The organism is Hymenobacter sp. DG01, from assembly GCF_006352025.1.
Taxonomy (GTDB): domain Bacteria; phylum Bacteroidota; class Bacteroidia; order Cytophagales; family Hymenobacteraceae; genus Hymenobacter.
In genome coordinates, this window is sequence record NZ_CP040937.1 from 87,616 (window position 1) to 110,917 (window position 23,302).

Annotated in this window: 20 protein-coding genes; 1 reads left to right on the forward strand and 19 read right to left on the reverse strand. The window is 64.2% G+C overall.

Annotated elements, in window-relative coordinates; genetic code table 11:
• Window positions 1–88: 88 nt before the first annotated feature.
• The 18 genes from FGZ14_RS20590 to FGZ14_RS20675 all read right to left on the reverse strand — a co-directional run bounded on the left by FGZ14_RS20590 (window position 89) and on the right by FGZ14_RS20675 (window position 21,081).
• Window positions 89–877, reverse strand: a complete 789-nt coding sequence (locus tag FGZ14_RS20590; protein WP_139926219.1) for a phosphatase PAP2 family protein — start codon at window positions 875–877, stop codon at window positions 89–91.
• A gap of 545 nt (window positions 878–1,422) precedes the next feature.
• Window positions 1,423–1,806: a hypothetical protein gene (locus FGZ14_RS20595; protein ID WP_044019257.1), complete on the reverse strand. Its 384-nt coding sequence runs from the start codon at window positions 1,804–1,806 to the stop codon at window positions 1,423–1,425.
• Window positions 1,807–1,907: 101 nt separating this feature from the next.
• Window positions 1,908–2,762, reverse strand: a complete 855-nt coding sequence (locus FGZ14_RS20600; protein ID WP_044019319.1) for a DUF2279 domain-containing protein — start codon at window positions 2,760–2,762, stop codon at window positions 1,908–1,910.
• A gap of 115 nt (window positions 2,763–2,877) precedes the next feature.
• A complete protein-coding gene (locus FGZ14_RS20605; RefSeq protein WP_044019258.1) occupies window positions 2,878–3,813 on the reverse strand; it encodes a bestrophin family protein in 936 nt (311 codons plus the stop codon).
• Window positions 3,814–3,894: 81 nt separating this feature from the next.
• Window positions 3,895–4,596 (reverse strand): DUF1345 domain-containing protein, encoded by a 702-nt coding sequence (locus FGZ14_RS20610; RefSeq protein ID WP_052381929.1) that lies wholly within the window; start codon window positions 4,594–4,596, stop codon window positions 3,895–3,897.
• Window positions 4,597–4,627: 31 nt separating this feature from the next.
• Window positions 4,628–5,305 carry a hypothetical protein gene (locus FGZ14_RS20615; protein WP_135436990.1) on the reverse strand — a complete coding sequence of 226 codons (678 nt, stop codon included), beginning with the start codon at window positions 5,303–5,305 and terminating at the stop codon, window positions 4,628–4,630.
• Window positions 5,306–5,317: 12 nt separating this feature from the next.
• Window positions 5,318–6,517: a family 1 glycosylhydrolase gene (locus FGZ14_RS20620; RefSeq protein WP_044019260.1), complete on the reverse strand. Its 1,200-nt coding sequence runs from the start codon at window positions 6,515–6,517 to the stop codon at window positions 5,318–5,320.
• Window positions 6,518–6,569: 52 nt separating this feature from the next.
• Window positions 6,570–7,298: an SDR family NAD(P)-dependent oxidoreductase gene (locus FGZ14_RS20625; RefSeq protein ID WP_044019261.1), complete on the reverse strand. Its 729-nt coding sequence runs from the start codon at window positions 7,296–7,298 to the stop codon at window positions 6,570–6,572.
• A gap of 32 nt (window positions 7,299–7,330) precedes the next feature.
• Entirely contained in the window at window positions 7,331–7,603 is a 273-nt protein-coding gene (locus tag FGZ14_RS20630) for a hypothetical protein (protein ID WP_044019263.1), read from the reverse strand.
• 23 nt (window positions 7,604–7,626) lie between these two features.
• Window positions 7,627–8,367: a ZIP family metal transporter gene (locus tag FGZ14_RS20635; RefSeq protein WP_135533000.1), complete on the reverse strand. Its 741-nt coding sequence runs from the start codon at window positions 8,365–8,367 to the stop codon at window positions 7,627–7,629.
• Window positions 8,368–8,463: 96 nt separating this feature from the next.
• The gene (gene lpdA / locus FGZ14_RS20640) at window positions 8,464–9,876 is read right to left on the reverse strand and encodes a dihydrolipoyl dehydrogenase (protein ID WP_044019265.1); all 1,413 of its coding nucleotides are present in this window, start codon (window positions 9,874–9,876) and stop codon (window positions 8,464–8,466) included.
• A 25-nt stretch (window positions 9,877–9,901) separates the two neighbouring features.
• Complete coding sequence (locus FGZ14_RS20645; RefSeq protein ID WP_044019267.1) at window positions 9,902–10,798, reverse strand: cation diffusion facilitator family transporter; 897 nt, start codon at window positions 10,796–10,798, stop codon at window positions 9,902–9,904.
• Window positions 10,795–13,059: a heavy metal translocating P-type ATPase gene (locus FGZ14_RS20650; protein ID WP_081910975.1), complete on the reverse strand. Its 2,265-nt coding sequence runs from the start codon at window positions 13,057–13,059 to the stop codon at window positions 10,795–10,797. Before FGZ14_RS20650 ends, FGZ14_RS20645 begins: the two co-directional genes overlap by 4 nt.
• 47 nt (window positions 13,060–13,106) lie before the next feature.
• Window positions 13,107–13,712, reverse strand: a complete 606-nt coding sequence (locus tag FGZ14_RS20655; protein ID WP_044019269.1) for a hypothetical protein — start codon at window positions 13,710–13,712, stop codon at window positions 13,107–13,109.
• 57 nt (window positions 13,713–13,769) lie between these two features.
• Window positions 13,770–14,960 (reverse strand): efflux RND transporter periplasmic adaptor subunit, encoded by a 1,191-nt coding sequence (locus tag FGZ14_RS20660; protein ID WP_044019271.1) that lies wholly within the window; start codon window positions 14,958–14,960, stop codon window positions 13,770–13,772.
• Window positions 14,961–14,991: 31 nt separating this feature from the next.
• Window positions 14,992–19,470, reverse strand: coding sequence for a CusA/CzcA family heavy metal efflux RND transporter (locus FGZ14_RS20665; RefSeq protein WP_044019272.1), 4,479 nt, complete (start codon window positions 19,468–19,470; stop codon window positions 14,992–14,994).
• A 164-nt stretch (window positions 19,471–19,634) separates the two neighbouring features.
• The gene (locus FGZ14_RS20670) at window positions 19,635–19,955 is read right to left on the reverse strand and encodes a DUF6660 family protein (protein WP_139926221.1); all 321 of its coding nucleotides are present in this window, start codon (window positions 19,953–19,955) and stop codon (window positions 19,635–19,637) included.
• A gap of 355 nt (window positions 19,956–20,310) precedes the next feature.
• Window positions 20,311–21,081, reverse strand: a complete 771-nt coding sequence (locus FGZ14_RS20675) for a transporter (RefSeq protein ID WP_167855720.1) — start codon at window positions 21,079–21,081, stop codon at window positions 20,311–20,313.
• A gap of 307 nt (window positions 21,082–21,388) precedes the next feature.
• Here FGZ14_RS20675 and FGZ14_RS22375 point away from each other — a divergent pair, with 307 nt between their 5' ends.
• Window positions 21,389–21,721 (forward strand): DUF4158 domain-containing protein, encoded by a 333-nt coding sequence (locus FGZ14_RS22375; protein WP_044019274.1) that lies wholly within the window; start codon window positions 21,389–21,391, stop codon window positions 21,719–21,721.
• 1,069 nt (window positions 21,722–22,790) lie between these two features.
• Here FGZ14_RS22375 and FGZ14_RS20685 read toward each other — a convergent pair.
• On the reverse strand, window positions 22,791–23,228 hold the full coding sequence (locus FGZ14_RS20685; RefSeq protein ID WP_044019278.1) for a PepSY-like domain-containing protein: 438 nt from the start codon (window positions 23,226–23,228) through the stop codon (window positions 22,791–22,793).
• Between the last annotated feature and the right edge of the window lie 74 nt (window positions 23,229–23,302).

Here is a 23,302-nt window from a genome sequence, read left to right on the forward strand (position 1 = left end):
AATAAGGCAATGAGAATGTCAGTAAAAGCGAGATGGTCTAGCTAAAACGGACAGGACGAAGTCTACGTTTACTTAATCCGAAGGTGTATTAGGAAGCACTAGCACAAGAACAAAAATTCCCGCTAAGCGTACAGTACCTGCCTTTCATTCTACAGCCGCACCACGGCAAGCAGCCCGGTGACCCCACCCTGGTAGAAAGGCACCACCCCGCCCGGTCCTGCAAGCCCCGCAGCAGCAGGCGTTGGACCGTTGGATACACCCAGTACGCCAGCTCTGTAGACGCCAGGCCTACCCCCGCCCCCGCGACGACGTCCGACAGCCAGTGCTTGCCGTTGATTAGGCGCAGGGCCGCGACGCTGGTGGCCACGGTGTAGCCGCCTACGCGGTACCAGCCGCTGCGCGTCCCGTACTCGCGGTCCAACAGCCAGGCGGCCGAATACGCCGCGCTGGCGTGCTGACTCGGGAACGAGCTGTAATCGCCGCCGCCGTAGGGACGCTCTACCCGCGTCAGGCGCTTGAGGTTGCTGGTGAGCGTATTGTTGATGGTGTAGGTCAGGGCAAACAGCAACGCCTGGTTCACCGTGCTGTGCTCGCCCCGCACGCCGGCCAGGCTGAGCCCCAGGGCCGCGGCGGCCGGCACGTGGCGCAACTGGTCGTCCAGGGTGGTGCGCACGGCCGGCACGTGCTCACCGAGTTCCTCGCGCACCGCCCAATCGGTCTTGAGCTCCAGCGTGTGGTGGGCCGGGCGGCCGACCCCCACCAACAGCCCTGGTACCAGCACGCGCCAGGTGGCCGGCCGCCCGGCCCACTGCGCCGCGCGCCGGAGCGGCGACGGCCGGGGCTCTACCTCCAGGCGCCGGCCCACGGAATCAGGCACAACAGGGGAATGCAGCACCTGCCCCGCGACGGGCGCTGGCGTCAGCAGGCAGACGGCCACGCCGACAGCGGGCCAGCAAAGACGAACAGGGAGCATACAGTGCAGGGGACAACCCCGGAAGATACACAAGGTAGCGGCACCGTTGGCCTATGCTAGGTGCGTTGTGCACCCGGTTCCTGCGTAGCGCATTCCCAAAAACGGCCCCATGCGCCGGGCTAGAAACCGCCGGCTTGGGAGTAGAGGATCCAGGCGCCGACCGCCGCGTAGAGGCCTAGTCGGAGCAGTTTTCGAGTCGGGGTATGATGCGCACACATACCCGCCTAACCATAATGAGAGCGGGCGTAGTTCCCCTGGCGCACAGCAGCAAAGACGCCGTCTGCAACGAGCTGCCGTCGCTGGGGCTGAGCACGAACCCCGCAAAGCCACAGGTCGTTTGGCCGTGGCGGGCCGCTTACTCGTAGCTGCCCTGCCGCGCGGTGCTGCTGGACCGCTACGAGTTTCTGGCGTTCTGCCCCGGTATAAAACGCTGACTCCTACGCCGGACTTCATCGGCCGGCAGGAACGGGATCCAGGATAAGCGCATCATAGTTGCCGACGCTGTCCTGGGCGTAGAGCGTAAGCCGCTCCAGCTGCACTTCCCTTGACAACCCTTGGCCCTGGTCGGTGCGCAGGCTGTCCAAGGAAAGCCGCCGGTGGGCGCCCGGGGCAAGGGTGCCTAATGCGGCCGCAAAGGCATCATTTACTTCCACTTGCGCGTGGTAGTACGTTGCGCGGGTGGGGTTATGGATCCGGATGGCCGTGCTGTCGAAGGCAACCTGCAAGCGGAGGGTCAGGCTATGCGAGCCCAGATTGCCACAGCCGGGCAGCAACAGTGCGGCTGCCAGACCGGCCAGGCCGATGAACCGATTAAAGGGCAGATACGTCTTCATGCCATACGAGCTAAAAATGAGCAGCGCCCCGGCCAGTAAATAAGGAGGGAAACCGGAGGTAGGAGAACACCCGGAAAGGGCGCGAAGCCGCCCGGACAGCGTTAGTAATAGAGGCCATGGCCATGCCAGCCCCGCCGGGCGTTCCATTCTAACGCCGGGGCGGGCAGGTGCACGAGGCTGGCTACGTAGAACACGCGCCGTAGCACCTGGGAGCGTGTGGGCACCCGACGCAGGTCCACGTCCACCGACAGGTAGTACTGGCGGTAGGCGCGCAGTCCGGCCGCCTGGTTGCGGGCCGGGTCGTTGTAGAGCAATTGGTCGGCCCCATAGCCGACTGCCGGCTGGAGCCAGCGTGGCCAGCGGCTGCCGGCCGGCAGCCACGCGCCCACGTCGGCACACACCCAGTAGGTTTGGCCGTTGTAGTCCTTGAGCAAGCGCTCGGGCAGGGTACGCCCCAGCACGTCGGGGCGCTGCGCGGCGTAGGGGCTGCGGTGAAACGATACCTTGGGCATCAGCCGCACCTGGCCCCAGGCCAGCTGCTGGGTCAGCAGGCCCACCGATCCGGCCAGGTTGGCCGCCAGGTCGCCGGGCGAGGCGCCGTAGGCGGGAGAGCGGCCGTCCAGCAGCTCAATCGGGCTTTGCAGCAGAAATCCTACAAAGCTCCCGTACCAGCGGGAGCGGCGCTCGGCCACCCCGGCCCAGCCCAGCAGGTCAACCGCGGCGCGGCTTTCGTGAAACGCGGTCCAGAAGTGGCCGGCTTTGTCTAGCTGCTTCCATTCGGGCCAGTCGTTAAACCAATGCAGCGGAACCCGCTCCCCGGTGTACCAGCTACGCCCCAGCAGGTACAGCCCCGCGGGATAGACCACCGCCACGCTGCCGGCCAGCACCGGCAACCGAGCGGCGTGACGACTGGAGTCGGCCAGACTGGGGACGTCCTCGTTCTTTGATCGGGGCACTTGGGCGGCGGCGGGGGAGGGCTGCAGCAGAGCCGCGCTTAGCCAGGCCGCGCTCAACAAGGGTCCACCTGCGGCCCGCCGCCACCCCGCCCCGCAGGGTAGGCGGCCAGTCAGGTTACAGCAGTACATCCTCCACGGGCTGTACGGGCGCGGGCACCTGCTGCTCGCCCAGCATCTGGCGCAGGTCAATCTCGATGGTGCGGCAGAGCGCCGTCATGGGCACGTCGTTCATGCGATTCTCAAACGGGTCCTCACTGATGTGGCCCACCAATTCCATGGTCACAAACACCCAGGACACCAGCACCGAGAACGGAATCGTCATCCAGTACTGCCCGTGGCCCAGCTTCTCGAACTCGGCCAGCAAGCCTAGGGGCAGCAGGGCAATAAAGAGCCAGACGAACGCAGCGCTGGAAAAGGCATACTGCCGGGGAAACGGTGTGTTTTTGATGCGCTCGCAGCCACCCTGCAGATTGGTGAGCTCCCGCAGGTCTTCGGTAAGGGTGCGCTGCTGCAACTCGGTGTAGAGACCGGCTGCCTGGCGCAAGTCATGGGTCTGCCGCAGTAACAACTGGGCCGGCCGATTGGCTACTGCCCGCAAGTACACGGACTCGTCCGGGCCCAGGAAAGGGGCCACCTCCGCCTCCCACCGCTCAGGCTGGCGGCGCAGGTGCAGGCGCAGGGCATTCACCCAGGCCAGGTGCCGGTAGATCAGCCGCTGCTGTGCGGCCACTTGCGCCGGCGTCAGGGCCGGCCCCAATGGGTCGGTATTGCCCAGTACCAGCATCGCCCAGCTGCGGCTGCGGTTCACGATACCGCCCCACAGCTGGCGGGCCTCGGAAAACCGATTATAGGAGCTGCTGTTCTTGAAGCCCACGTAAAAGGAGACGGCCACGCCGAGGATGCTGATGAGCTGCCAGGGAATGTCCAGCCAGCGTACCTGCAGCGGCCCGTGCAATACGGCCAGCAGGGTATCGTAGCCAAGAAAAATCAGCACGTCTTTCCAGGAATAGGCCCAGATAACACGCCAGTGAATGTGCTTACGGATATACATGCGGTAACAGCGGGGTAAAACAACGAAGGATCATCAGGCCGTGAGCAAGCCACTGGCCGGAGAACTGGACGGCCCGCCGCCTCAGAGCAGTCCGGCCAGCAGGTTGATGGCCAGCGCCACGATGCTGGTATTGAAAGCAAAGGCCAACAGGCCGTGCAGCATCACCAGCCGCCGCAGACGGGCCGAGGACACGGCCACGTCGGCGGTCTGGGCGGTCATGCCCACGATGCAGGCGAAGTAGGCAAAGTCCCAGTACGAGGTGGGGGGCTCCCCGGGAAACTCCAGTCCCCCCAGCGTATCCGGTGGGTCGGTCGCGAGGTTTTCGCTGAAGTAGGCGTGGGCGTAGCGCAGAGCAAACACGGTGTGCACCAGCAGCCAGGCCCCGACCACTGCCCCGGCGGACAACCCCACATGGTAGCTCACTTCGGGCCCGCGCATGGAAGCCAGCCCCGAAAGCAGCACCACCACGGCCAGCAGCGCGGCACTGCTGCCGGCCAGCACGGCCACGAAGGTCCAGGTCCGGCCGGGATCCTGCCGGGTGGCGACGCGCCGGATATGGGCCGCGTCGGCCCGGTACATGGCGGCCCACAGCAAACTCAGAATGCCGGAGCAAAACACGTCCCAGGCGGCCACCAGGCGCGTGGCCGCCTGCAAGGAAAACGGCAGCAGCAGCAGCCAGCTCAGGCCGCCCAGGCCGGCGGCTACGAGCAGGCGCTGCCGGGCCGAGAGGTGACGCAGATGGGCCAGCAGGTGCCGGGGGGAAAGCAGGCGTAAAACAGGCATAGGTCCGAGTAAACAATGGCCACTTGGTATGTTAGGGATGCCTCCGCCCAGGGCTGGCAGCCAGCGGGCTTAGCAAGCGGGCTATTTCTCGTAGACGGAAATCCTGCCCGTAACGCAATTGCAGCTGTGCCAAACGGGTGAGGCTCGTTTGGTACACGCGCCATGCGGCCGCCAGTTGAGCGGCAGAATCTGCCTTGGAAGCAGGAAGTGCCGCGCAAGCGTGCGCCAAATCGCGGCGTAGCAATGCGGTGGCGCGGGCAAACGGCGTGGCCGGATCCAGGCGGTGATTGGTGTGAAGATGATGCTGGCGGGAAACAATGGCTTCCAATTCGGGGAGCAGATGCTCCTGGCCGGGGCGCACCCGCCGGGCCAGGGCCCGCAGGGAATCGGAAGCGCTCCGCTCTACCGTCAGGTTGGCCAGATCCAGGCCGGCGTGGGTGTATTCCAGCGCCAGGTGGGCAAAGTCATGGTCGGCCCGGCCGTTCAGCGAGAGGCCGTCCAGGCTCTCCTGCAACCGCTGCAGAATGCCGGTGGCGGTGGCGTGCTCCACGGGCGCGTCTACGTGGCCCGAGTCGGCCGGGGCCACGGCCGGGCGCGCGGGTTCCGCGTGCTGCTCGTTGCGGGGGTGACCGCAAAAGCCCAGCAGCAGGGCCCCGGCCCCCAGCAACAGGATGCGTACCCGGCGCAAAGGTGCTAAGAAAGCAGGCATGGCAAGAGGGGGCTAATAGTTGATGTGCACGCCGTAGCTCTCGTCCCGGAGTACGTCTTTCCACTGAGCAATCAGGCGCTGGTAGGCCCGGCCCACGGGCCGTATCTTGCGGTCCAGGTCGTAGAGGCCCAGCGGGTTAACGCGGCCGTTGTTTTCGCGCAGGGCCGTGTCCCAGTCCACTTGGTCGAGCAGCGAGTACCAGGTGAAGCCCACCAGGGGAATGCCGTCCTGCTTGAGGCGGTAGGCGTTGGCCCACTGCCGCCAGAGCCAGTTCACGGCGTCGGGTTCCCACAAATTGGTTTCGGTGTGCATCAGCGGCATGCGGTAGCGGTCGTAGTACTGCTTGGCAATGACGTAGTAGCCGAACACGTCCCCGGCCGGGTAGGTGCTGCCGTCCTCGCGCACCATACGCTCGTTGGTGCGGTAGTAGTCCGTACCCATGATGCACTTGGCCTTGATGTTCTGGTCGTCAAACCAGTGGTACTCGGCATCCGTCATGCCGTTTTTGAGCAGGAACTCGTACATGGCCACGCTCACGGGGTAGCCGTAGGTTAAATCGAGGCTCAGGAAGCGCTTCTGATTGAGAAAGTTGGCCAGGGGCCGCGCGGCGGGCGTTTCGGGGTGGAAGTACTCGGCCGACTCGCTTTGAATGAAGGTGGCTCCCGGCTGCACGGCCAGGATGGCCTGCATGGCCAGCACATTGGCCCGGCACACGTGCTTGAGGGCCGTCACAAAGGCCTGGTCGCTGGCCAGGCACTCGTTCCACCAGCCGTACTGGGCCGAAAACATGGTGGTGACGAAGATTTCGTTGATGGGCGTGTAGAACTGCAGGTCCGGGAACCGGGCGGCAAAGGCCCCGGCGTAGGCGGCGAAGTGCTCCGGGAAGGCCGGGTTCTGGAAGTTGCCCAGCCAGTCGGGCAGCCCGAAATGCAGCAAGTCCACCAGGGGCGTGATGCCCAACTCGCGCAGGGCGCCGAAGGTCTCGTCGGTAAAGGCCCAGTCATACTGGCTGGGGCCGGTATGCACCCGGTAGTAGGGCGGGCCGTAGCGCAGGAACTCAATGCCCATTTCCTTGACCAGGGCGAAGTCTTCGCGCCAGCGCTCGTAATGGCCGGTTTTCTCCAGCTCGTCCACCCGCTGCCTCGTGCCGTCCGGCAGTTTGATAGTGGGGTAGCTGTTTTCGATGCCGGTGGCAAACATGAAGGCGCTCATGGGCTTGGGGATAAGTTTAAGCGGAAATGGAAAAGTGTGTGCGGGGAGGCGGTTACAAGATGCTGAGCCGGCCGCCGTCCACGACCAGGGTGGTGCCGTTGATGTAGTGGGCATCGGCCGAGGCCAGGTAGCAGATGGCGCCGGCAATGTCTGCGGGGTGGCCAACCTCGCCCTCTACCTTCTCCTTGCCGCTTTTCACGTTCGGGTTGTTCCACAGCATGGGCGTGTCCACGGCTCCGGGGGCCACGCAGTTGGTGCGCACGCGGGCAGCCGGATACTCCTGGCTCATGCCCCGGGTGAAGGCCTCCAGCGCGCCTTTGCTGGCCGCGTAGGGAATCACGTTGGCCGTGGTTTCCTGCGCATGCACGGAGCTGATGTTGACGATGGCTCCGCCCCGCATGTGGGGCAGGCACAGTTTGCTGAGCAGAAAAACTGCCCGCAGATTGACAGCCATGACCAGGTCCCACTCTTCGACCGCCAACTCGGTAATCGGCTTAAATGTCATCATGGCCGCGTTGTTGACCAGCACATCCACCCGGCCGTAGGCGGCTACTACGGTGCCCATGGCCGCTTCTATCTCGGCCACCAGGCCCAAATCAACCCGGATGGCCCGGGCCTGACCGCCGCCTTTTTCAATCAGGTCCACGGTCTGCTGGGCCGTGGTTTCGTCGCGGTCCAGGACGACGACGGTGCCGCCTTCAGCGGCCAGCTGCTGGCAGGCCGCCCGGCCGATGCCGGAGCCGCCGCCGGTGACGAGGCATATTTTGTCGGTGAAGCGCATCGCGTTGTTGGGTCGGGTTGTTTGGGTTGAAGCTACCTGAGGGTGGTGCGCACGATGTTGCTGTGCCCCTCGTAAACATCCTGCTGATTGAAGTGCTGCACGTGGTACTCCAGGGTGGTGCCGGCCGGAAAGGATTCCGTATCGATAAAGGGAGAGCGGGCATTCGTAGCCACTTGCTGCCAGGCGTCTCCCTCTGTTCCTACCCGGCGGTAGACGTGCACCTTTTCCAGCATTTCTTTGGAAAAGGCAATGTGCCGGCCGGCCGGCACCAGGGTGAGTTCGATGAGAAGCTTGTGCGAATCCATAGTAGGTCAGAAAATGTGGCCGGCTACACGAGCATGCCCAGAAGTAGAAAGACCAGAAAACCCAGGAAAAATGCGGAGGTTAGCCAGGGCGACTCCGGCTCCTCGTGGGCCTCGGTCAGCAGCTCTTCCGTTACCAGGAACAGCAGCGCGGCCAGGCCGAAGGAGAGCACCAGTTCCATGACGTTGTCGGAGGCGCCCTGCAGCACAGTGATACCGACCCCGGCCCCGACGACCAGCAGCCCCGACAAAGCAGCCACGACGCCCACGGTCCGGGCTTTGGGCTGCCCTTCCTGCTGCAACTCCACGGCCGTAGCCAGCCCCAGCGACAGCACCTCAATGGTCAGGGCAATGGCCAGCAATAGGCCTTCCTCGGCCCCGGCCGCAAAGCCGATGCCCAAGAGCAGCCCGTCGATGAGGATGTCGATGGCCACGCCCGTGAGCAGGCCCATGGGCAGCGGCGCCCGGCGCTGGTCCGCGGCTTTTTCGGTTTGCGAGGCCCACATGGTGCCTGGGGCGAAGTAGGGAAGTGGCGTGGCTTTCTCCTTTTCCGCCGCTTTGCGGGTCCAGGAGCGCAAGGCCAGCATCAGCCCTACCCCCGCCCCGAAGCCCAGGCCAACCTCCAGCGGACGGTGACGGGCCACGATGTCGGGCAGCAGCTCGACGGCCACCACGGAAAACACCACCCCGGCGGCGAAGTGCAAAATGGCGCTGCGAATGGCCGCGCCCGGCGGGCGCAGCACGGCCACAACGGCCCCCACGACCATGATGGCGGCGGGCACCAGGGAATACAGCAGCACCTGACTCCAGGAAGGGGGCGCGTCCGGCGTAACAGCCAGCAGAAAGGCGAGTAGCATACGGGGTTACATATTGAGGGCCCCGATGCCGGCCGCGTTCAGGCAGGCTTCCTTGAAGGCTTCGGCGTAGGTGGGGTGGGCATGCGACATCAGGCCCACGTCTTCGGCCGCGCCCCGGAAGTGCATGATGCCCACGGCCTCGGCAATGATGTCGGCAATGCGGGCCCCGATCATGTGCACGCCCAGAATCTCGTCGGTCTGCGCGTCGGTGAGCACCTTCACCAACCCTTCGGTGTCAGCCCCGGCCAGCGCCCGGCCGGAGGCGGAATACGGAAAGGAACCCACCTTATAGGCTTTGCCCTGCTCCTTGAGCTGCTCCTCGGTGTAGCCCACACCAGCTACTTCGGGCCAGGTATAGACCACACCCGGGATAAGCAGGTAGTTCACCTCCGGGGCCTGGCCGGCAATGAGCTCAGCCACGTACACGCCTTCATCGGAAGCCTTATGGGCCAGCATGGCCCCGCGCACCACGTCGCCGATGGCCCAGATGCCCGGCACCGTCGTCTGCAGGTCCTCGTTGACTTTCACGCGGCCCTTCTCATCCAGCTCCACGCCGGCCGCGGCCAGGTTCAGCCCGTCGGTGTAGGGCCGGCGGCCCACTGATACCAGGCAGTAGTCGCCTTCCAGCTGCAGCTCGGCCGATGGCCCGCCCTGGGCCGTGAGCTTCACCGTGTCGCCGGTCCGCTCCACGGCCGTCACCTTGTGCGAGAGGTAGAACTCCAGACCCTGCTTCTTGAGGGAGCGTAGCAGCTCCTTGCCCAGGGTGCGGTCCATGGTAGGGATGATGGCGTCAGTGTATTCCACGACGGACACCTTGCTACCCAGCCGCGCATACACTGAGCCCAGCTCCAGGCCGATAACCCCGCCGCCCACAATAATCAGGTGCTGGGGCAGCTCGCGCAGGGCCAGCGCCTCGGTGCTGGTGATGACACGCTCCTTATCCAGGGTGATGAAGGGCAGGGTGCTGGGCTTGGAGCCGGTGGCAATGATGATGTTTTTGGCCGTGAGCAGCTGCTTTTCCCCACTGCCCCCGTCGCTGGGCTCTACCAGCACGGTGGTGGCATCCACGAACGAGGCTACGCCGTGGAGTACGTCCACCTTGTTTTTCTTCATGAGGAAGACCACCCCGTCGCACACTTTCTTCACCACCTGGTCCTTGCGCTCCATCATGCGGGGCAGGTCGGCACGCAGGTTATCGGCATCAATGCCGTGCTCCGTGAACTGGTGAGTGGCTTTCTGGTAGAGCTCGGTGGATTCGAGTACCGCCTTGCTGGGGATGCAGCCCACGTTGAGGCAGGTGCCGCCCAGGGTGGGGTACTTTTCGATGATGGCCGTTTTCAGGCCCAGCTGCCCGCAGCGTACGGCCGCGATATAGCCGCCGGGGCCGGAGCCGATAATGAGAACGTCGTAGGAGGTCATGAGAGAAACGAAGAAGCTAGTCAGGTTAGAGGTGGGTTTCGTGCCGGGCAACGTCGCCGCGCTCCACTTGAATGGTCGCGTGCTGGATGGAATGCTTGCCCGTGACGTACGCCTGGGCGCGGGTCAGTACTTCCTCGTGCCCGGCGGCCTCGGCCAGCACGACGTGGGCACTCAGGGCATTGACGCCGGAGGTCAGCACCCAGGCGTGCAGGTCGTGTACGGCCGCCACGCCCGGCACTTGCAGCAGGCCCTGGCGCAGCTCCTCCAGGTTGATATCGGCCGGGGTACCTTCCAGCAGCACGTTCACCGACTCCTTGAGCAGGGCCCAGGTGCGGGGCAGGATGAACAGGCCAATGCCGGCCGAGAGCAGCGGGTCGGCGTAGTACCAGCCGGTGGTGAGCATAATGATACCGGCGGCAATTACCCCGATAGACGTCAGCATGTCGCTGAGCACTTCGAAGTACGCTCCCTTCATGTTCAGACTCTCGTCTTTGCCCTGCCGCAGCAAGTACATGCCGGCCAGGTTAACCGCCAGTCCGAGACCTGCGATCCATAGCATCTGCCCACTTTCCACCTGGGGCGGGTTCCGAAAGCGCAGATAGGCCTCATAGAGAATATAAATCGAAATCAGAATCAGCACCACCGCGTTGGTCAGCGCCGCCAGGATCTCAAAGCGGTAGTAGCCGTAGGTGCGCTGCGGCGTCGCCGGTTTCTCCCCGAAGCGGATGGCCAGCAGGGCCAGCCCCACGCCGGCCACGTCGGTGAGCATGTGGCCCGCGTCGGCCAGCAGGGCCAGACTGCCGGTCCAGAACCCGCCCACTACTTCCGCCAGCAGGTAGGTCAGCGTTAGAAAGAAGACAATGGTCAGTTGCCGCTTGTTGCGGCTGGCGGCGCTGCCGCTCATACCGTGGGACCCGCTCATGTCGTTTGGTCGTTAGGGTGGTGCGGGCCCTGGCGCAGCGCCCGGGGCATGGGCTCAACCACTGACAGGGTATGCTGCGCTTGTGGGGCAGCGAGAGAAGCAGGCGACGGGTTACCGGTACCCGGCGTGGAATAGTCCATGCGCTGAATGCGCACGGCATTTAAAATAGCCAGCAGGGCCACGCCCACGTCGGCAAACACGGCCTCCCACATGGTCGCCAAGCCGCCCGCGCCCAGCACCAGCACGATGCCTTTCACCACGAAAGCCAGCCAGATATTCTGCCACACCACGCGGTGAGTGGCGCGGGCAATGCGCCGGGCGGTGGCAATCTTGCTGGGGTGGTCGGTTTGGATAACCACGTCGGCGGTTTCAATGGTCGCATCCGAGCCCAGCCCGCCCATGGCAATGCCCACGTCGGCCAGGGCCACCACCGGAGCATCGTTTACCCCGTCGCCCACGAAGGCCAGCTTCCGCCCTTCGGTTTTGTACTGCTGCACGTAGCGGGCCTTGTCCTCGGGCAGCAGGCCGCCGTGGGCCTCGTCGATGCCCAGCTCCCGGGCGACGCGCTGCACGATGCTGTCCTTGTCGCCCGAGAGCATGACCAGCTTGCTGATGCCGTCGGCGCGCAGCTCCTGCACGGCGCGGGCCGCGTCCTCTTTCGGGGCGTCGGCCACAGTCAGGTAGCCCGCGTACTGCCCGTCCACGGCCCCCACCACGATGCTGTCCACCACCTGGTCTACTTCGGCCGGGTAGGCCACGTTAAACTTGCGCAGCAACTTGGTGTTGCCGGCCAGCACGTCGCGCCCGTCCACCCGGCCCCGTAGGCCGTGGCCGGCTATTTCCTCCACGTTCTCTACTGCCACGCCGGCGGTAGCCGCGCCGACGTGGGCCACGACGGCTTTGGCAATCGGGTGCGTCGATTTGGTTTCCAGCGCCCCGAGCAGCCGCAGCAGCTGGGCTTTCTCCAGTCCCACCGCCTGCACCTGCTGCACGGCAAACACCCCCTCCGTGAGGGTGCCGGTTTTGTCCATCACCACCGTATCCAATTCGCGCATGGCATCCAGGAAGTTGGAGCCTTTGAACAGGATGCCCGCTTTGGAGGCCGCGCCGATGCCGCCGAAGTAACCCAGCGGAATGCTGATGACCAGCGCGCAGGGGCAGGAAATGACCAGGAACACCAGGGCCCGGTACAACCAGTCCCGGAAGACATAGTCCTCTACCACGAAGGAGGGCACCAGCACCAGCAGCACGGCCAGCGCCACTACGATGGGGGTGTAGATTTTGGCGAACTTGGTGATGAACTGCTGGGTTTTAGCCTTGCGGCCCACCGCGTCCTGCACCATGGCCAGGATCTTGGCCAGCTTCGTGTCCTGGTAGCCTGCCGTGACGGCTACCTGAATCAGGCTTTCCAGGTTGACCATGCCGGCCAGCACCGGCTCCCCCGTTTGTTTGGTCTGGGGCACGGATTCCCCCGTCAGGGCCGCCGTATTGAAGGAAGCCGGTCCCTTGGTCAGCGTCCCATCCAGGGCTACCTTCTCGCCGGGCTTCACTTCAATGGTATCGCCTACCTGTACCTGTTTGGGATCCAGCACCAGGGACTGCCCGCCTCGCAGCACCGTGACTTCCGTGGCCTGGATTTCCAGCAGGGCCTTGATGCTGCGCTTGGCCCGGTTCACGGCCGCGTCCTGGAATAATTCGCCGACTGTGTAGAACAGCATCACGGCCACCCCTTCCGGGTACTCGCCGATGGCAAACGCCCCCAGCGTGGCGATGCTCATGAGCAGAAACTCGTTGAACACGTTGCCCGACGGAATGCTTTGCACGGCGGAGCGGATGACTTTCCAGCCCACCAGCAGGAAGGCCACCCCGTACCAGAGCAGGCGCACGTAGCCGGTAAAAAAGCCCACCGTATAGTAGTCGAGCGCAATGCCGGCCAGCAGCAGGGCCAGGCTCACCCCGGGCCAGAGGTAGGGGTTGTCCCCGGCCGGACCGTGGTCGTGGTCGTCGCCGTCCCCGTGGGAGTGGCCGGCGTGCTCGTCGGCCGGTTGGCCGGCCAGGTCCACGACCTGTTTGCCGGGGGGATGGTGGTGGCCCGTGTGGTCGTGGGTGGCGTGGTCGTGGCCGGGCACGTCGTGGCCCTCGGGCGCGGCGGCGGCCTCAGGCGTGAGCTGGTCCCGGCTCAGGGCGCCCACGTTGTCGAGCTGCACCTGCTTGGCGGTGTTGAGCTCTTCGTCGGTATTGGAAGGGGTTGGATCAGGCATAGGAAAGATGCATCCGGTGAAAAATGAAGACAGCAGCCAGCCGGCCGCTACCAGTCCACGAAAAAGCCGGCCAGGCCTACCAGCACGAGCACGGCCCCGGTCAGGCGACGCTCGTGGTGCGCCAGCCCGTCCAGGTTCAGGCGACCCAGCCCCCGGTGAGCCAGCGCGACCAGCGCGCACATGGCCGAGACCGAAGCCAGCAGGTACACCCCCATGAGCAGGGCCAGCGCCGCCGGGCCGTGGGTGCCGGCGGCCAGAAAAAACGTTTGAATTTCCAGGCAGGGCGCCAGAAACATGGTCGCCGCCAGCCCCAGTACCACCCGGCCGCGGGGCCGGGTCGGGGCCGGGTCCGGGTGGGCGTGTCCCGGCCCCGACAAGGCGTACAGCACGCCAATGAGCACGAGCAGGGCCGGGGCCGCCCCGCGGGCCAGGTGGGAGAACTGCGCCGACAAGCGCCAGCCCAGCAGCCCCAGCCCCAGGCCCAGCAGCACCGTGCTCAGCACGTGGGCCAGGCCGGCTACCAGCGTCACGCCCACGGCCCGGCGCAGGGGCCAGCGCTCGGCGCGCGCCACGGCCAGCACCGGCGCCCAGTGGTTGGGAATCGCGGCGTGCAGCAGGCTTAACAGCAGGCAACCGGTGAGCAGATGGAACATGGGCAGGGCGAAGAGCCGCGACAGGAACGCGGCCGGATTAGGGGAGAAAATGCGCGGCTATTCTTCTTCTTCCGCGTTTTTGAGCTTGGCCAGCAGCGAGTACGCGCCCTCCACCACGACCTGCGCCGCCGCAGTGCCTTGCGGCAGACGGACTTCGGTGTAGCCGTTTTCGCTTACCCCCGCCGTCACGGGCACCATGCGGTAGTGCGTTTCCTGGTTTTTTCCTGCCGGACCTTCGGCCACGAACACGTAGCTCTTTCCCCCAAACTGCACCAGGGCCTTGTCGGGCAGGGAGGGCAACGTGGCCGAGTTGGTTTCGATAGTGGCCCGCACGTAGGTGCCGGGCAGGCGGCTGGCGTCTTCCCGGCTCAGGTGGGCGTACACGCGCACCGTGCGGTCCTCGCTCACGGCGCGGCCAATCACATACACCTTCGCCCGGTGCTCGGCCCCGGCCGAATCATTGGCCAGGGTGTAGCGCACGGTCTGGCCCACGCGCACCTGCGGCACGTCCTTCTCGAACACAGTGAGCACCACGTCCAGGTGGGCCGGGTCCACGATTTCAAACAGCACGTCGGTCGAGGTCACGCTTTGCCCGGCGCTGGCATTCACGGTTTTCAGGAAGCCGCCGCGCGGGGCCCGCACCGGGGCCGTCGTGGTAATCTTGCCGCCCACCGGCAGGCCCGCCAGGCGCAGGCGGGCGGCTTGCGCCGCCACCTGGGTCTGCATGGCTCGGTATTCGGCACGGGCCCTTTGGAAATTTTTCTGCGGGGCTACTTCCTGGCGGTAGAGCTCCTGCTGGCGCTCGTACTCGGCGCGGGCAAACTCCAGCTGGCTGCTGGTTTCCAGGTAATCCTGCTGGAGCTGCACAAACTCGGGGTTGCGCACCGTCGCCAGCACCTGCCCGGCCTGCACGCGGCTGCCCTGTAGCAGGGTCGTCCGCTCCACGATGCCCCCGAGCAGGGCGCTGACGGCCACCGCGTTTTCCGGGGGCGCGTCGAGCGTGCCGTTGACTTTGAGCGTGCCGCTGAGCACCCGGTCTTCCACCCGGCCCAGCCGGATGCCGGCCGCCCGCTGCTCGGCAGCCGACAGGGTGGTTTCGGTAGCGTTTTCTTCGGCGGCGGCTTCGCCGCCCGCGGCCGATGTTTCCGTGGTGGCCCCGGCCGCTTCCGGTGCCGCCGTATCCGTTTTCTCCTGACCGCAACCGGCCAGCGTCAGGCCCAGCAGGGCCAGCAATGCGTATTTTGTCATGAAAGGGGGAGGCAAGAAAAGTCAGGGATGATTACTGGGGGGTGCTGCCCAGCAGGTAGTCCAGCTCGATGACGGTCTGGTTGTGTTCCAGCAGCACGTCCAGGTAGGTGGTGCGCAGGGTCAGGGCCCGCTCCAGGTTGAGCAGGTATTCGGCGTAGCCGGTTTCACCGGCCTTGAAGGCCCGCGTGCTCAGGCGCACGATGACGTCGGCCTGGGGCAGGGCCGTCTGCTGGTAGAAAGCCAGGCGCTGCTGCTGCTCGGCGTGCCGGGCCACTAGCTCGTCCAGCCGGCCCGAGAGCTCGGCCCGCAGGCGCTGGTAGCCGGCGTCGGCCACCTGCTCCTGCAGGCGGGCGGCCTGCACCCGACCCTTCTGCGGCCCGCGCAGGAGGGGAATGCCCACCGAAGCCTGCACGCCCTGGAAGCGGTCCGACCCGGCGTAGTACCGCTCCGCGCCGCCCACGCCGCCCATGGTCTGGGGGCCAATCAGCGACTGGTTGAAGTAGCCCAGCGTCACGTTGGGTAGTCCCAGGGCCTGCTCGGTGCGGGTGGCCGCCTGGCGCTGGGCGATGAGTTGGCGCTGCACTTGCAGCTCCGGGTTCTGGGTCAGGCGCGCCGTGTCACCGGTGGCGGGCAGCACCACGGGTTCCAGCGGGCGAAGCAGGCTGTCGGCCACGCCCACCGCCTGGCTTTGTTGCAGCAGGGCTTGCAGCTGGCGCTGGGCCACCTGGTAGCCGGTGCGGGCCTGGGCAATCAGGGCGCGGGTTTCGCCTTGCTGCACCAGGGCGGTGGCCGGCTCCAGGCGGGCTACTTCCCCGGTTTTAAAGCGCAGCTGGGCGGCCCGCAAAAACTCGCTGTAGAGGCTGTCCTGCCCGCGCAGCACCTGCACCCGGTGGCGGGCGTACACGGCCTGCTCATAATTCAGGCGCACCTGCCGCCGCAGCTCGGCCTGCACCTGGGCCAGCGTGAGCTGCTGCCCGCCGACCTGCGCCTCCAGCAATTGGCGCTGGCTGCGGTACACCCGCGGCAGCGAAAAGCTCTGGCTGACGTTGAATTGGTTGTCCTTGCGGTAGGAATTGTACTGCCCGTAGGTAACGCCCACGGTGGTGCGGCCCACGTCGGTAGCGGTGCGCCGCAGGGCCTGCTGGGCCTCCAAACTGCGCTGGGCAGCCGTTACCGTGGTGTTGGCCTGCAAGGCCTGGGTCACGGCCTGCTGGGCCGTGAAGGGCGTGCCACCGGCCGTCAGCTGCACTTGCTGGGCCCGGCCGGTGCCGGGCACCAGCAGTGTCAGCAACAGCACGGCTGCGCCGCCGGCCAGCAGGGGTGCCGACCGGGTGCCGTGGTGGGTTGGATCCTCGGGCTGCTGGTCCGGCCCGGCTGCCGGGGTGCGTTCCGACAGGGCGTAGAGCACCGGCAGCACCAGCAGCGTCAGCAGCGTGGCCGTGACCAGCCCGCCGATGACGACCGTGGCCAGGGGGCGCTGCACCTCGGCCCCGGCCGAGGTGCTCAGGGCCATCGGCAAAAAGCCCAGCGAGGCCACCGTAGCCGTCATCAGCACCGGCCGCAGGCGTACCTGTGTGCCTTCCAGAATTCGCTCGTGCAGGTTGGCCCAGCCCTCGTCCTTGAGCTGGTTGAAATAGCCGATGAGCACGATGCCGTTGAGCACGGCCACGCCGAACAGGGCAATAAAGCCCACGCCCGCTGAGATGCTGAACGGCATGCCCCGCAGCCACAGAGCCGCCACCCCGCCAATGGCCGATAAGGGGATGGCCGTGAAAATCAGCACGGACTGCTTCAGGGAGCCGAAGGTGAAGAAGAGCAGCACAAAAATCAGGGTCAGGGCCACCGGCACGGCCACGCTCAGGCGCTGCGAGGCCTCGCGCAGGTTCTCGAACTGCCCGCCGTAGGTGGCGTAGTAGCCGGGGGCGAACTTCAGGCGCTGGTCCACTTTGCCCTGCAGCTCTTCCACCACACTTTCCACGTCGCGCCCGCGCACGTTGAAGGCCACCGTAATGCGGCGCTTGGCGTCGTCGCGCTGCACCTGGTTCGGACCCTCCTGCAGGGCCACGGTGGCCACCTGCTCCAGCGGCACCTGCTCGCCCCGCGGGGTGGCAATGAAGAGCTGGCGCACGGCGTTGATGTCCTGGCGCAGGTCCGGGCGCAGGCGCAGCACCAAATCAAAGCGGCGCTCCTGCTCAAATATCTGCCCGGCGGCCTGGCCGGCAAAGGCAGTCTGCACCGTGCGGTTCACGTCCTCGACGTTCAGACCGAACTGGGCCAGCTTGTTGCGGTCCAGCTGGACCACAATCTGGGGCAGGCCCGTCACCTGCTCCACGTACACATCTTCGGCTCCCTGCACCTGCCGCACCTGGGCCGCGGCCCGCTGGGCGTAGTCGGCCAGCTGCTGCAGGTCTTCGCCGTAGATTTTCATCACCACGTCCTGCTTGGCCCCGCTGATGAGCTCGTTGAAGCGCATCTGAATGGGCTGCTGGAACCCGAAGGTGACGCCCGGAATTACGCTCAGGGCGTGGGCCATTTTCTCGGCCAGCTCCTCGCGGGACTTGGCCGAAGTCCACTTGCTCTGGTCCTTTTCCAGAATTACCATCACGTCCCCAGCTTCCACCGGCATGGGGTCGGTGGGAATTTCGGCCGCGCCAATTTTGGCCACCACTTCCTTGACCTCCGGAAACTGCTGTTTCAGGATGGCCCCGGCCTGCTGGCTTTTTTCGATGGTGTAGCTTAGCGACGAGCCCGTGAGCACGCGCATCTCAATGGCGAAGTCGCCTTCCGAAAGCTGGGGGATAAACTCCCCGCCCAGAGTGCGGAACACGAGCAAGGCCCCGACGAACAGCCCCACGGCCGAAGCCAGCACCAGGGCTTTGCGGCGCAGACCCCATTCCAGCAGGGGCCGGTAGCGGGCCTCCAGCCAGCTCATCATGCGGTCCGAGAAGTTGCGCTTGTGCTCCGTGTTGCGGCTCAACCCCAGTGCCGCCATCATGGGCACGTAGGTGAGCGAGAGAATGAAAGCGCCGATAATGGCGAAGGCCACCGTCTCGGCCATGGGCTTAAACATCTTGCCCTCAATGCCGGCCAGGGCCAGCAGGGGCAGGTACACGATGAGGATGATGATTTCCCCGAACGCGGCTGAGGCGCGGATTTTGGAGGCTGCCTCGTAGGTGGCCTCGTTCATCTGGTCCTGGGTTAGCTTGCCGTGGGCCCCGTCGGGGTGGGCGGCAATTCCCGAGTGGGTGTGCAGGCGGTGCACGATGGCCTCCACGATAATCACCGCCCCATCCACTACCAGTCCGAAATCAATAGCCCCGAGCGAGAGCAGGTTACCCGACACGCCGAACACGCGCATCAGGCTGATGGCAAAGAGCATGGCCAGCGGAATCACCGAGGCCACCACCAGCCCCGCGCGCAGGTTGCCTAGGAACAGCACCAGCACAAAAATCACGATGAGCGCTCCCTCAATCAGGTTTTTGGTTACCGTATGAATGGCCCGGCCCACCAGTTCCGAGCGGTCCAGGTACACGTCCACGGTCACGCCTTCCGGCAGGGACTTGCGCACGGTTTCCATGCGCTCCTTGACGGCCTTGATAACCTCGTTGGCGTTGGCGCCTTTGAGCATGAGCACGATGCCGCCGGTGACCTCGCCCTCCGCGTTACGGGTCATGGCCCCGTAGCGCACGGCCGAGCCCAGGCGCACCTCGGCCACGTCGCGCACCAGCACCGGCAAGCCGGTGCTGGTAGAGCGCACCACGATGTTGCCGATGTCCTGGGCGTTTTGGGCCAGGCCCTCGGTGCGGATGAAGTAGGCCGTCGGGTTTTGATCCAGGTAGGCTCCGCCCGTGTTCTGGTTGTTGCGGCTGACGGCCTGGTACACCTGGTCCACGGTCACGTTCAGGGAACGGAGCCGCTCCGGGTCCAGGGCCACCTCGTACTGCTTGAGCTGGCCCCCGAAAGAGCTGACGTCGGCCACGCCGGGCGTGCCCAGCAGCTGGCGGCGCACAATCCAGTCCTGAATCGTGCGCAGCTCCCGCGCCGTGTATTTTTTCTCGTAGCCGGGCTTGGCCCGTACCAGGTACTGGTAGATTTCGCCCAGGCCGGTGCTGACCGGGGCTAGTTCCGGCCGGCCCACGCCGGCCGGAATCTGGCTTTCGGCCTCGCGCAGGCGCTCGGCCACCTGCTGGCGGGCCCAGTAGATGTCGATGCCGTCTTCCAGGACGATGGTCACGACCGAGAGGCCGAAGCGGGAAAAGGAGCGTACTTCTTCGCGCCCCGGAATCGTGGCCACGCTCTGCTCGATGGGAAAGGACACCAGCCGCTCGATGTCGCCGGCCGATAGCGAGGGTGCCACCGTGTAGACCACAACCTGGTTGTTGGTAATGTCGGGCACCGCGTCAATGGGCAGCCGACTTAGCGAGTAGCTGCCCCAGGCAATCAAAGCCAGGGTCAGCAGCCCGATGATGAGCTTGTTGTGAATGGAAAAGTGAATGAGCCGGTCGAACATACTGGCTGAGGGGTAAGACTAGAAATCCTGAGAAAAGGGCGGTCGGAGCCCGCGGGGCTCGACGACGGCAGGGTTCGACAGCGCACAGCAAGGTGCGTATGCGCCGACGGGACCGGGCACGGCAGCGTGCCCGGTCCCGCGGACGGAACCGAAAAAACAGGAAACTAGGCTTGCGGAGGCTGCCAGACGGCAAAGGCCCGCGGCTGCGGGGCCGGGCTCGTCAACGTTGCAAACGGCCGGGCAGCATCGCCTACCGGGTGGGTGGCCGGAAGAACCACGGCCGTAGCGGCAGGCAAGGAGGTACCAGCGCAGCAGTGGCACTGGCACAGGGGAGTACACCAATCCTGCTGGTGATGCGCGGCGGCATTGGTCTGCGCCGTAATGCGGGCACGCGCCGGCTCCGGCGGGTTCACCGCCCCGTCAGCACAGGGCAGACAGGCCAGCAACAGCAGGTAGAGCGCAAAAAAGACCGCGAAAAAACGCATAGCAGAAAGGGGCAAACGCTGCAAACATACGTACTCGTCGCCAAATAGATTCCTCTACCAGGTAATTAACAGGCGTAGCAGATCAGCATGATGGGTTTAGGTTGGGGAAATAGACCTGAAAAACACGGCATGAGGCTGGCTTCGACCCTAATCGCTGGTTATAAAATAAGCTGAAGCAACCAGTTTTTCGCCGGGCACACCACTAGGCTAAAATCTTCGTAACCGGCAGTATACAGGTGTTGAGTTCGCTGAGCGAACTGACGTCAGGGGCAGCGGCAGCAAACAGAATGCATTCAGTGTTAATTTCTCTGACCCCAGCAGCTGTCCACGCAAAATCACGCATTATTCCCGCGTCCTAACGCCGAAAACTTACCCCCAGAAAGTACGTTGTTTCTGTGTCTTTCGTCAGCGGGTAGTTCAGGCCCACATCCAACTGCACGTTATCCGTCACCCGCCAGATGGGCCCGCCGTTGAGCGTCGCGGCCCAGCCTCTTTCCCGCCAGTCCCAGGCCCCGGCCACTTCTACAAACCCACCCAGCGTTTTGTACAGGTCGTGGCCCACGGTCAGGGTCGGGGCCAGTTCCAGGCAGTGACGCGCCGTGGCTTCGTCGCGCACCCAGGTAGCTTGCAACTGGCTGCCCAGGCTCCAATCGTGGGGTAATTGGCAGGCAAACGGTGCCACCACGCCGCCTTCCCAATTGTGGTTGCCAGTGCGCCGACCCGTCGGCAGCTTTACGAAGGGCATCAGCGCCAGCGCCGTGCGGCCCCCGTCGTTACCCCACAGGTTGCGCTTCACCCGCAGCGTCAGGTCCCCAAAGCCGGCCCGTGCCCCCGGATGCTCGCCCCGCTCCGTCTGCGCCGTGTACGATTCCACCACCAGCTGCACATCCATCGTGCGCGTCAAACCTAGTTTCAGATTGGCATGGTTCAGCCCCAGCTCCTGGTGCGTGTCCTGCTTGCCAAACCGCTGCCGCCCCAGCCGCAGCACGTCGGTTTCCACCTGAAAATGCCCCGCGTCCACCAAGTAGGCGCTTTCCGTCGCGTCGGGCCGGTCCGTACTCATTGGCCGCAGCCGGGCCCGGGGCACCGGCCGCAAGAGCGAGTACTGGGGGGGGCGACGATTCAAGGAATCCGGCGCGACCCCTTGGCTCTGCGCTGACAAGGCTACAGGCAGTGAACAGAATACCAGGCAGTAGAAGGAGAGCATACGTGTATTTTAGACAAACCTAAATATTTTTTTAGGCAAGCTTACATACTCGCTTATCTACGAACTGGTTTTTTATATCAGTTTGTGATAGCCGATTGCCACCTAGTTAAGGGAGGCTTATCTTGGAGCAACTCGGTGCGTTTTATTCAGTTCTATTGCTCTTCACTGACGTGCAATGGCCCATTCAGCATGATATCAGTACTTTCTCTGCTTAACAAGCTGTTGCATGCCCGTAGAATTTCTCAGTGACGAGCAAGCCGCCCGCTACAGATGCTACTACGTGGCTCCTGGCCCTGAGCAAATAGCCCGCTTCTTTTACCTGAGGTTCGCTGATTTGGCGTTCGTGGCCCAGCGGCGCCGGCCATGTAATCGGCTGGGCTGCGTGGTGCAACTCTGTACTCTTCGGTTTCTGGTTACCTTTCCACCCGACCCACTCGATTTGCCAACGGTTGTCGTGGACACCCTACCCGCGCAGTTGGGTGCTGCACCGCCCGAAATAGAAGAACATCGCAAACGTATAAGTACTAGGGACGATCAGCAGGCCAAACTGCTGGTGTAACTCGGTTACATACTCATTGAAGCGAAGCAGGCATTTCGCCCTACCCACTGGCTGTATGCGCAGGTGACAACCAGCCCGGTACGTCACAGCATTTTATTTAATTTGGCTACTGCTCACCTAGTAACGCCCCGCGTGGTACAGCCGGGCGCTACGATGCTGGCCCGCTTGACTGTCCTGGTACGGGAGTGTACTAGCCGCACGGTGTATCGGCAACTTGCTGCCCGGCTTTTAACGCTGCAGTGCGCCGCACTGGAAGATGTATTGATTCTGTTGCCTGGAGAGCGATTTACGCCGATGCAAGTCCTCCGTACGCCTCCTACCCGCGTGTCGGCTCCAGCCCTGGCAGGAGCCTTTTGGCGGCTGGAACAATTGCGGGCCGTAGGCGTGGGAGACATTTTGGTACGTGACTTACCGGAAGATCGAGTGACACGCATGGTGCGCCACGCGCAGGTATCATGGGCTCAGAGAGTAAGCCGGATGCTCGAGGACCGGTGTTTGGCGACATTGCTTGTGTTTATGCACGCCTTGGAACGGACGGCAACGGACGATATTCTCGACTTACTAGATGGACTTGTGAGCACGCTGGCGCTACGCGCTGAAAACAAGCTCCGAAGTGAACTGCTCCGCTGCCTGGGAGGTCTGGACAAAGCAGCTTTCATGTTACACCACTAGTGCGAATGGTCGTGAATGAACTGATGGTGGCTTGGTGGGCGCTCGCTTTGGTCAGCAGCAGCCTGCCCAATAGCTTCCCAGTTATCAATAAAACTCCCCGTAGCCGAAAGGGTAATAGCGCAACAGATTTTTTTCACGGTTAAAGCAGTTAGTAGGCTAAAATACAGCGTAGCAGACTAATTTATAAGACCGGGCTAAAGGGAACAAGGCGAAAAACGACAGGTAGATAACAAAAACAAGCTGTCAGCAGATGCTGACAGCTTGAATTAGAACCAGGCATTCCTGGTATGGGTGCTGCAATACGTGTGGGATCAGATGTCGGAGCAGGCGTTTGCTTCAGGGACGAACTGGGCCTCAAGTTATCATGGAAGCCAACTATTTTTGGGCTTCAATCACGTTATTTTTTTACTTCCTGGCCGTTGGCGTCGAAGAGGAGGTCCATCTTCTTGCCGCTTTTCAGCACCTCGGCCTCGTAGGTGGTAGCCCCCGTACTGGCCGACACGATTTTGGCGGCTTCCGTGACTTTATAGCTTTTGTAAGAGCTGGCTAGCTTGGCCCGCACGGCAGCTGGCAGCTGCGACGGCGCCATTTCCGATTCAGTTTCCAGCAGCTCACCGCTGGCACTCAGCAAGGCCGACATTTCCACGTTGCCCTGCTCAAAGCCGGCTTCGTACTTGTCACCTTCCTTTTCCCATTTCACTTCTTTGACCTGGGGGAACTTCTGCTTAAACGCCGCAACGACTGCCGCGGGAACCTGGGTCGCCTTCAGCTGCTGCGCCTGGGCGGGGGCGGCCAGCGCCAGAGCGAAGGCGGCCAACACAAGATAGTGTTTCATGGGGAGGTTTTGAAAGATCTATGGCCAAAACTACCCCCTGATTCTGTCGATATTCTGGAATCCGACGCTGTCCG

Excerpts from the sequence above, each read along its gene's own strand:
- FGZ14_RS20595 (WP_044019257.1), bottom strand. The coding sequence starts at position 1,806 with ATGAAGACGTATCTGCCCTTTAATCGGTTCATCGGCCTGGCCGGTCTG.
- FGZ14_RS20605 (WP_044019258.1), bottom strand. The coding sequence starts at position 3,813 with ATGTATATCCGTAAGCACATTCACTGGCGTGTTATCTGGGCCTATTCC.
- FGZ14_RS20610 (WP_052381929.1), bottom strand. The coding sequence starts at position 4,596 with ATGCCTGTTTTACGCCTGCTTTCCCCCCGGCACCTGCTGGCCCATCTG.
- FGZ14_RS20615 (WP_135436990.1), bottom strand. The coding sequence starts at position 5,305 with ATGCCTGCTTTCTTAGCACCTTTGCGCCGGGTACGCATCCTGTTGCTG.
- FGZ14_RS20620 (WP_044019260.1), bottom strand. The coding sequence starts at position 6,517 with ATGAGCGCCTTCATGTTTGCCACCGGCATCGAAAACAGCTACCCCACT.
- FGZ14_RS20625 (WP_044019261.1), bottom strand. The coding sequence starts at position 7,298 with ATGCGCTTCACCGACAAAATATGCCTCGTCACCGGCGGCGGCTCCGGC.
- FGZ14_RS20630 (WP_044019263.1), bottom strand. The coding sequence starts at position 7,603 with ATGGATTCGCACAAGCTTCTCATCGAACTCACCCTGGTGCCGGCCGGC.
- FGZ14_RS20635 (WP_135533000.1), bottom strand. The coding sequence starts at position 8,367 with ATGGTCGTGGGGGCCGTTGTGGCCGTGCTGCGCCCGCCGGGCGCGGCC.
- lpdA (WP_044019265.1), bottom strand. The coding sequence starts at position 9,876 with ATGACCTCCTACGACGTTCTCATTATCGGCTCCGGCCCCGGCGGCTAT.
- FGZ14_RS20645 (WP_044019267.1), bottom strand. The coding sequence starts at position 10,798 with ATGAGCGGGTCCCACGGTATGAGCGGCAGCGCCGCCAGCCGCAACAAG.
- FGZ14_RS20650 (WP_081910975.1), bottom strand. The coding sequence starts at position 13,059 with ATGCCTGATCCAACCCCTTCCAATACCGACGAAGAGCTCAACACCGCC.
- FGZ14_RS20655 (WP_044019269.1), bottom strand. The coding sequence starts at position 13,712 with ATGTTCCATCTGCTCACCGGTTGCCTGCTGTTAAGCCTGCTGCACGCC.
- FGZ14_RS20660 (WP_044019271.1), bottom strand. The coding sequence starts at position 14,960 with ATGACAAAATACGCATTGCTGGCCCTGCTGGGCCTGACGCTGGCCGGT.
- FGZ14_RS20665 (WP_044019272.1), bottom strand. The coding sequence starts at position 19,470 with ATGTTCGACCGGCTCATTCACTTTTCCATTCACAACAAGCTCATCATC.
- FGZ14_RS20670 (WP_139926221.1), bottom strand. The coding sequence starts at position 19,955 with ATGCGTTTTTTCGCGGTCTTTTTTGCGCTCTACCTGCTGTTGCTGGCC.
- FGZ14_RS22375 (WP_044019274.1), top strand. The coding sequence starts at position 21,389 with ATGCCCGTAGAATTTCTCAGTGACGAGCAAGCCGCCCGCTACAGATGC.
- FGZ14_RS20685 (WP_044019278.1), bottom strand. The coding sequence starts at position 23,228 with ATGAAACACTATCTTGTGTTGGCCGCCTTCGCTCTGGCGCTGGCCGCC.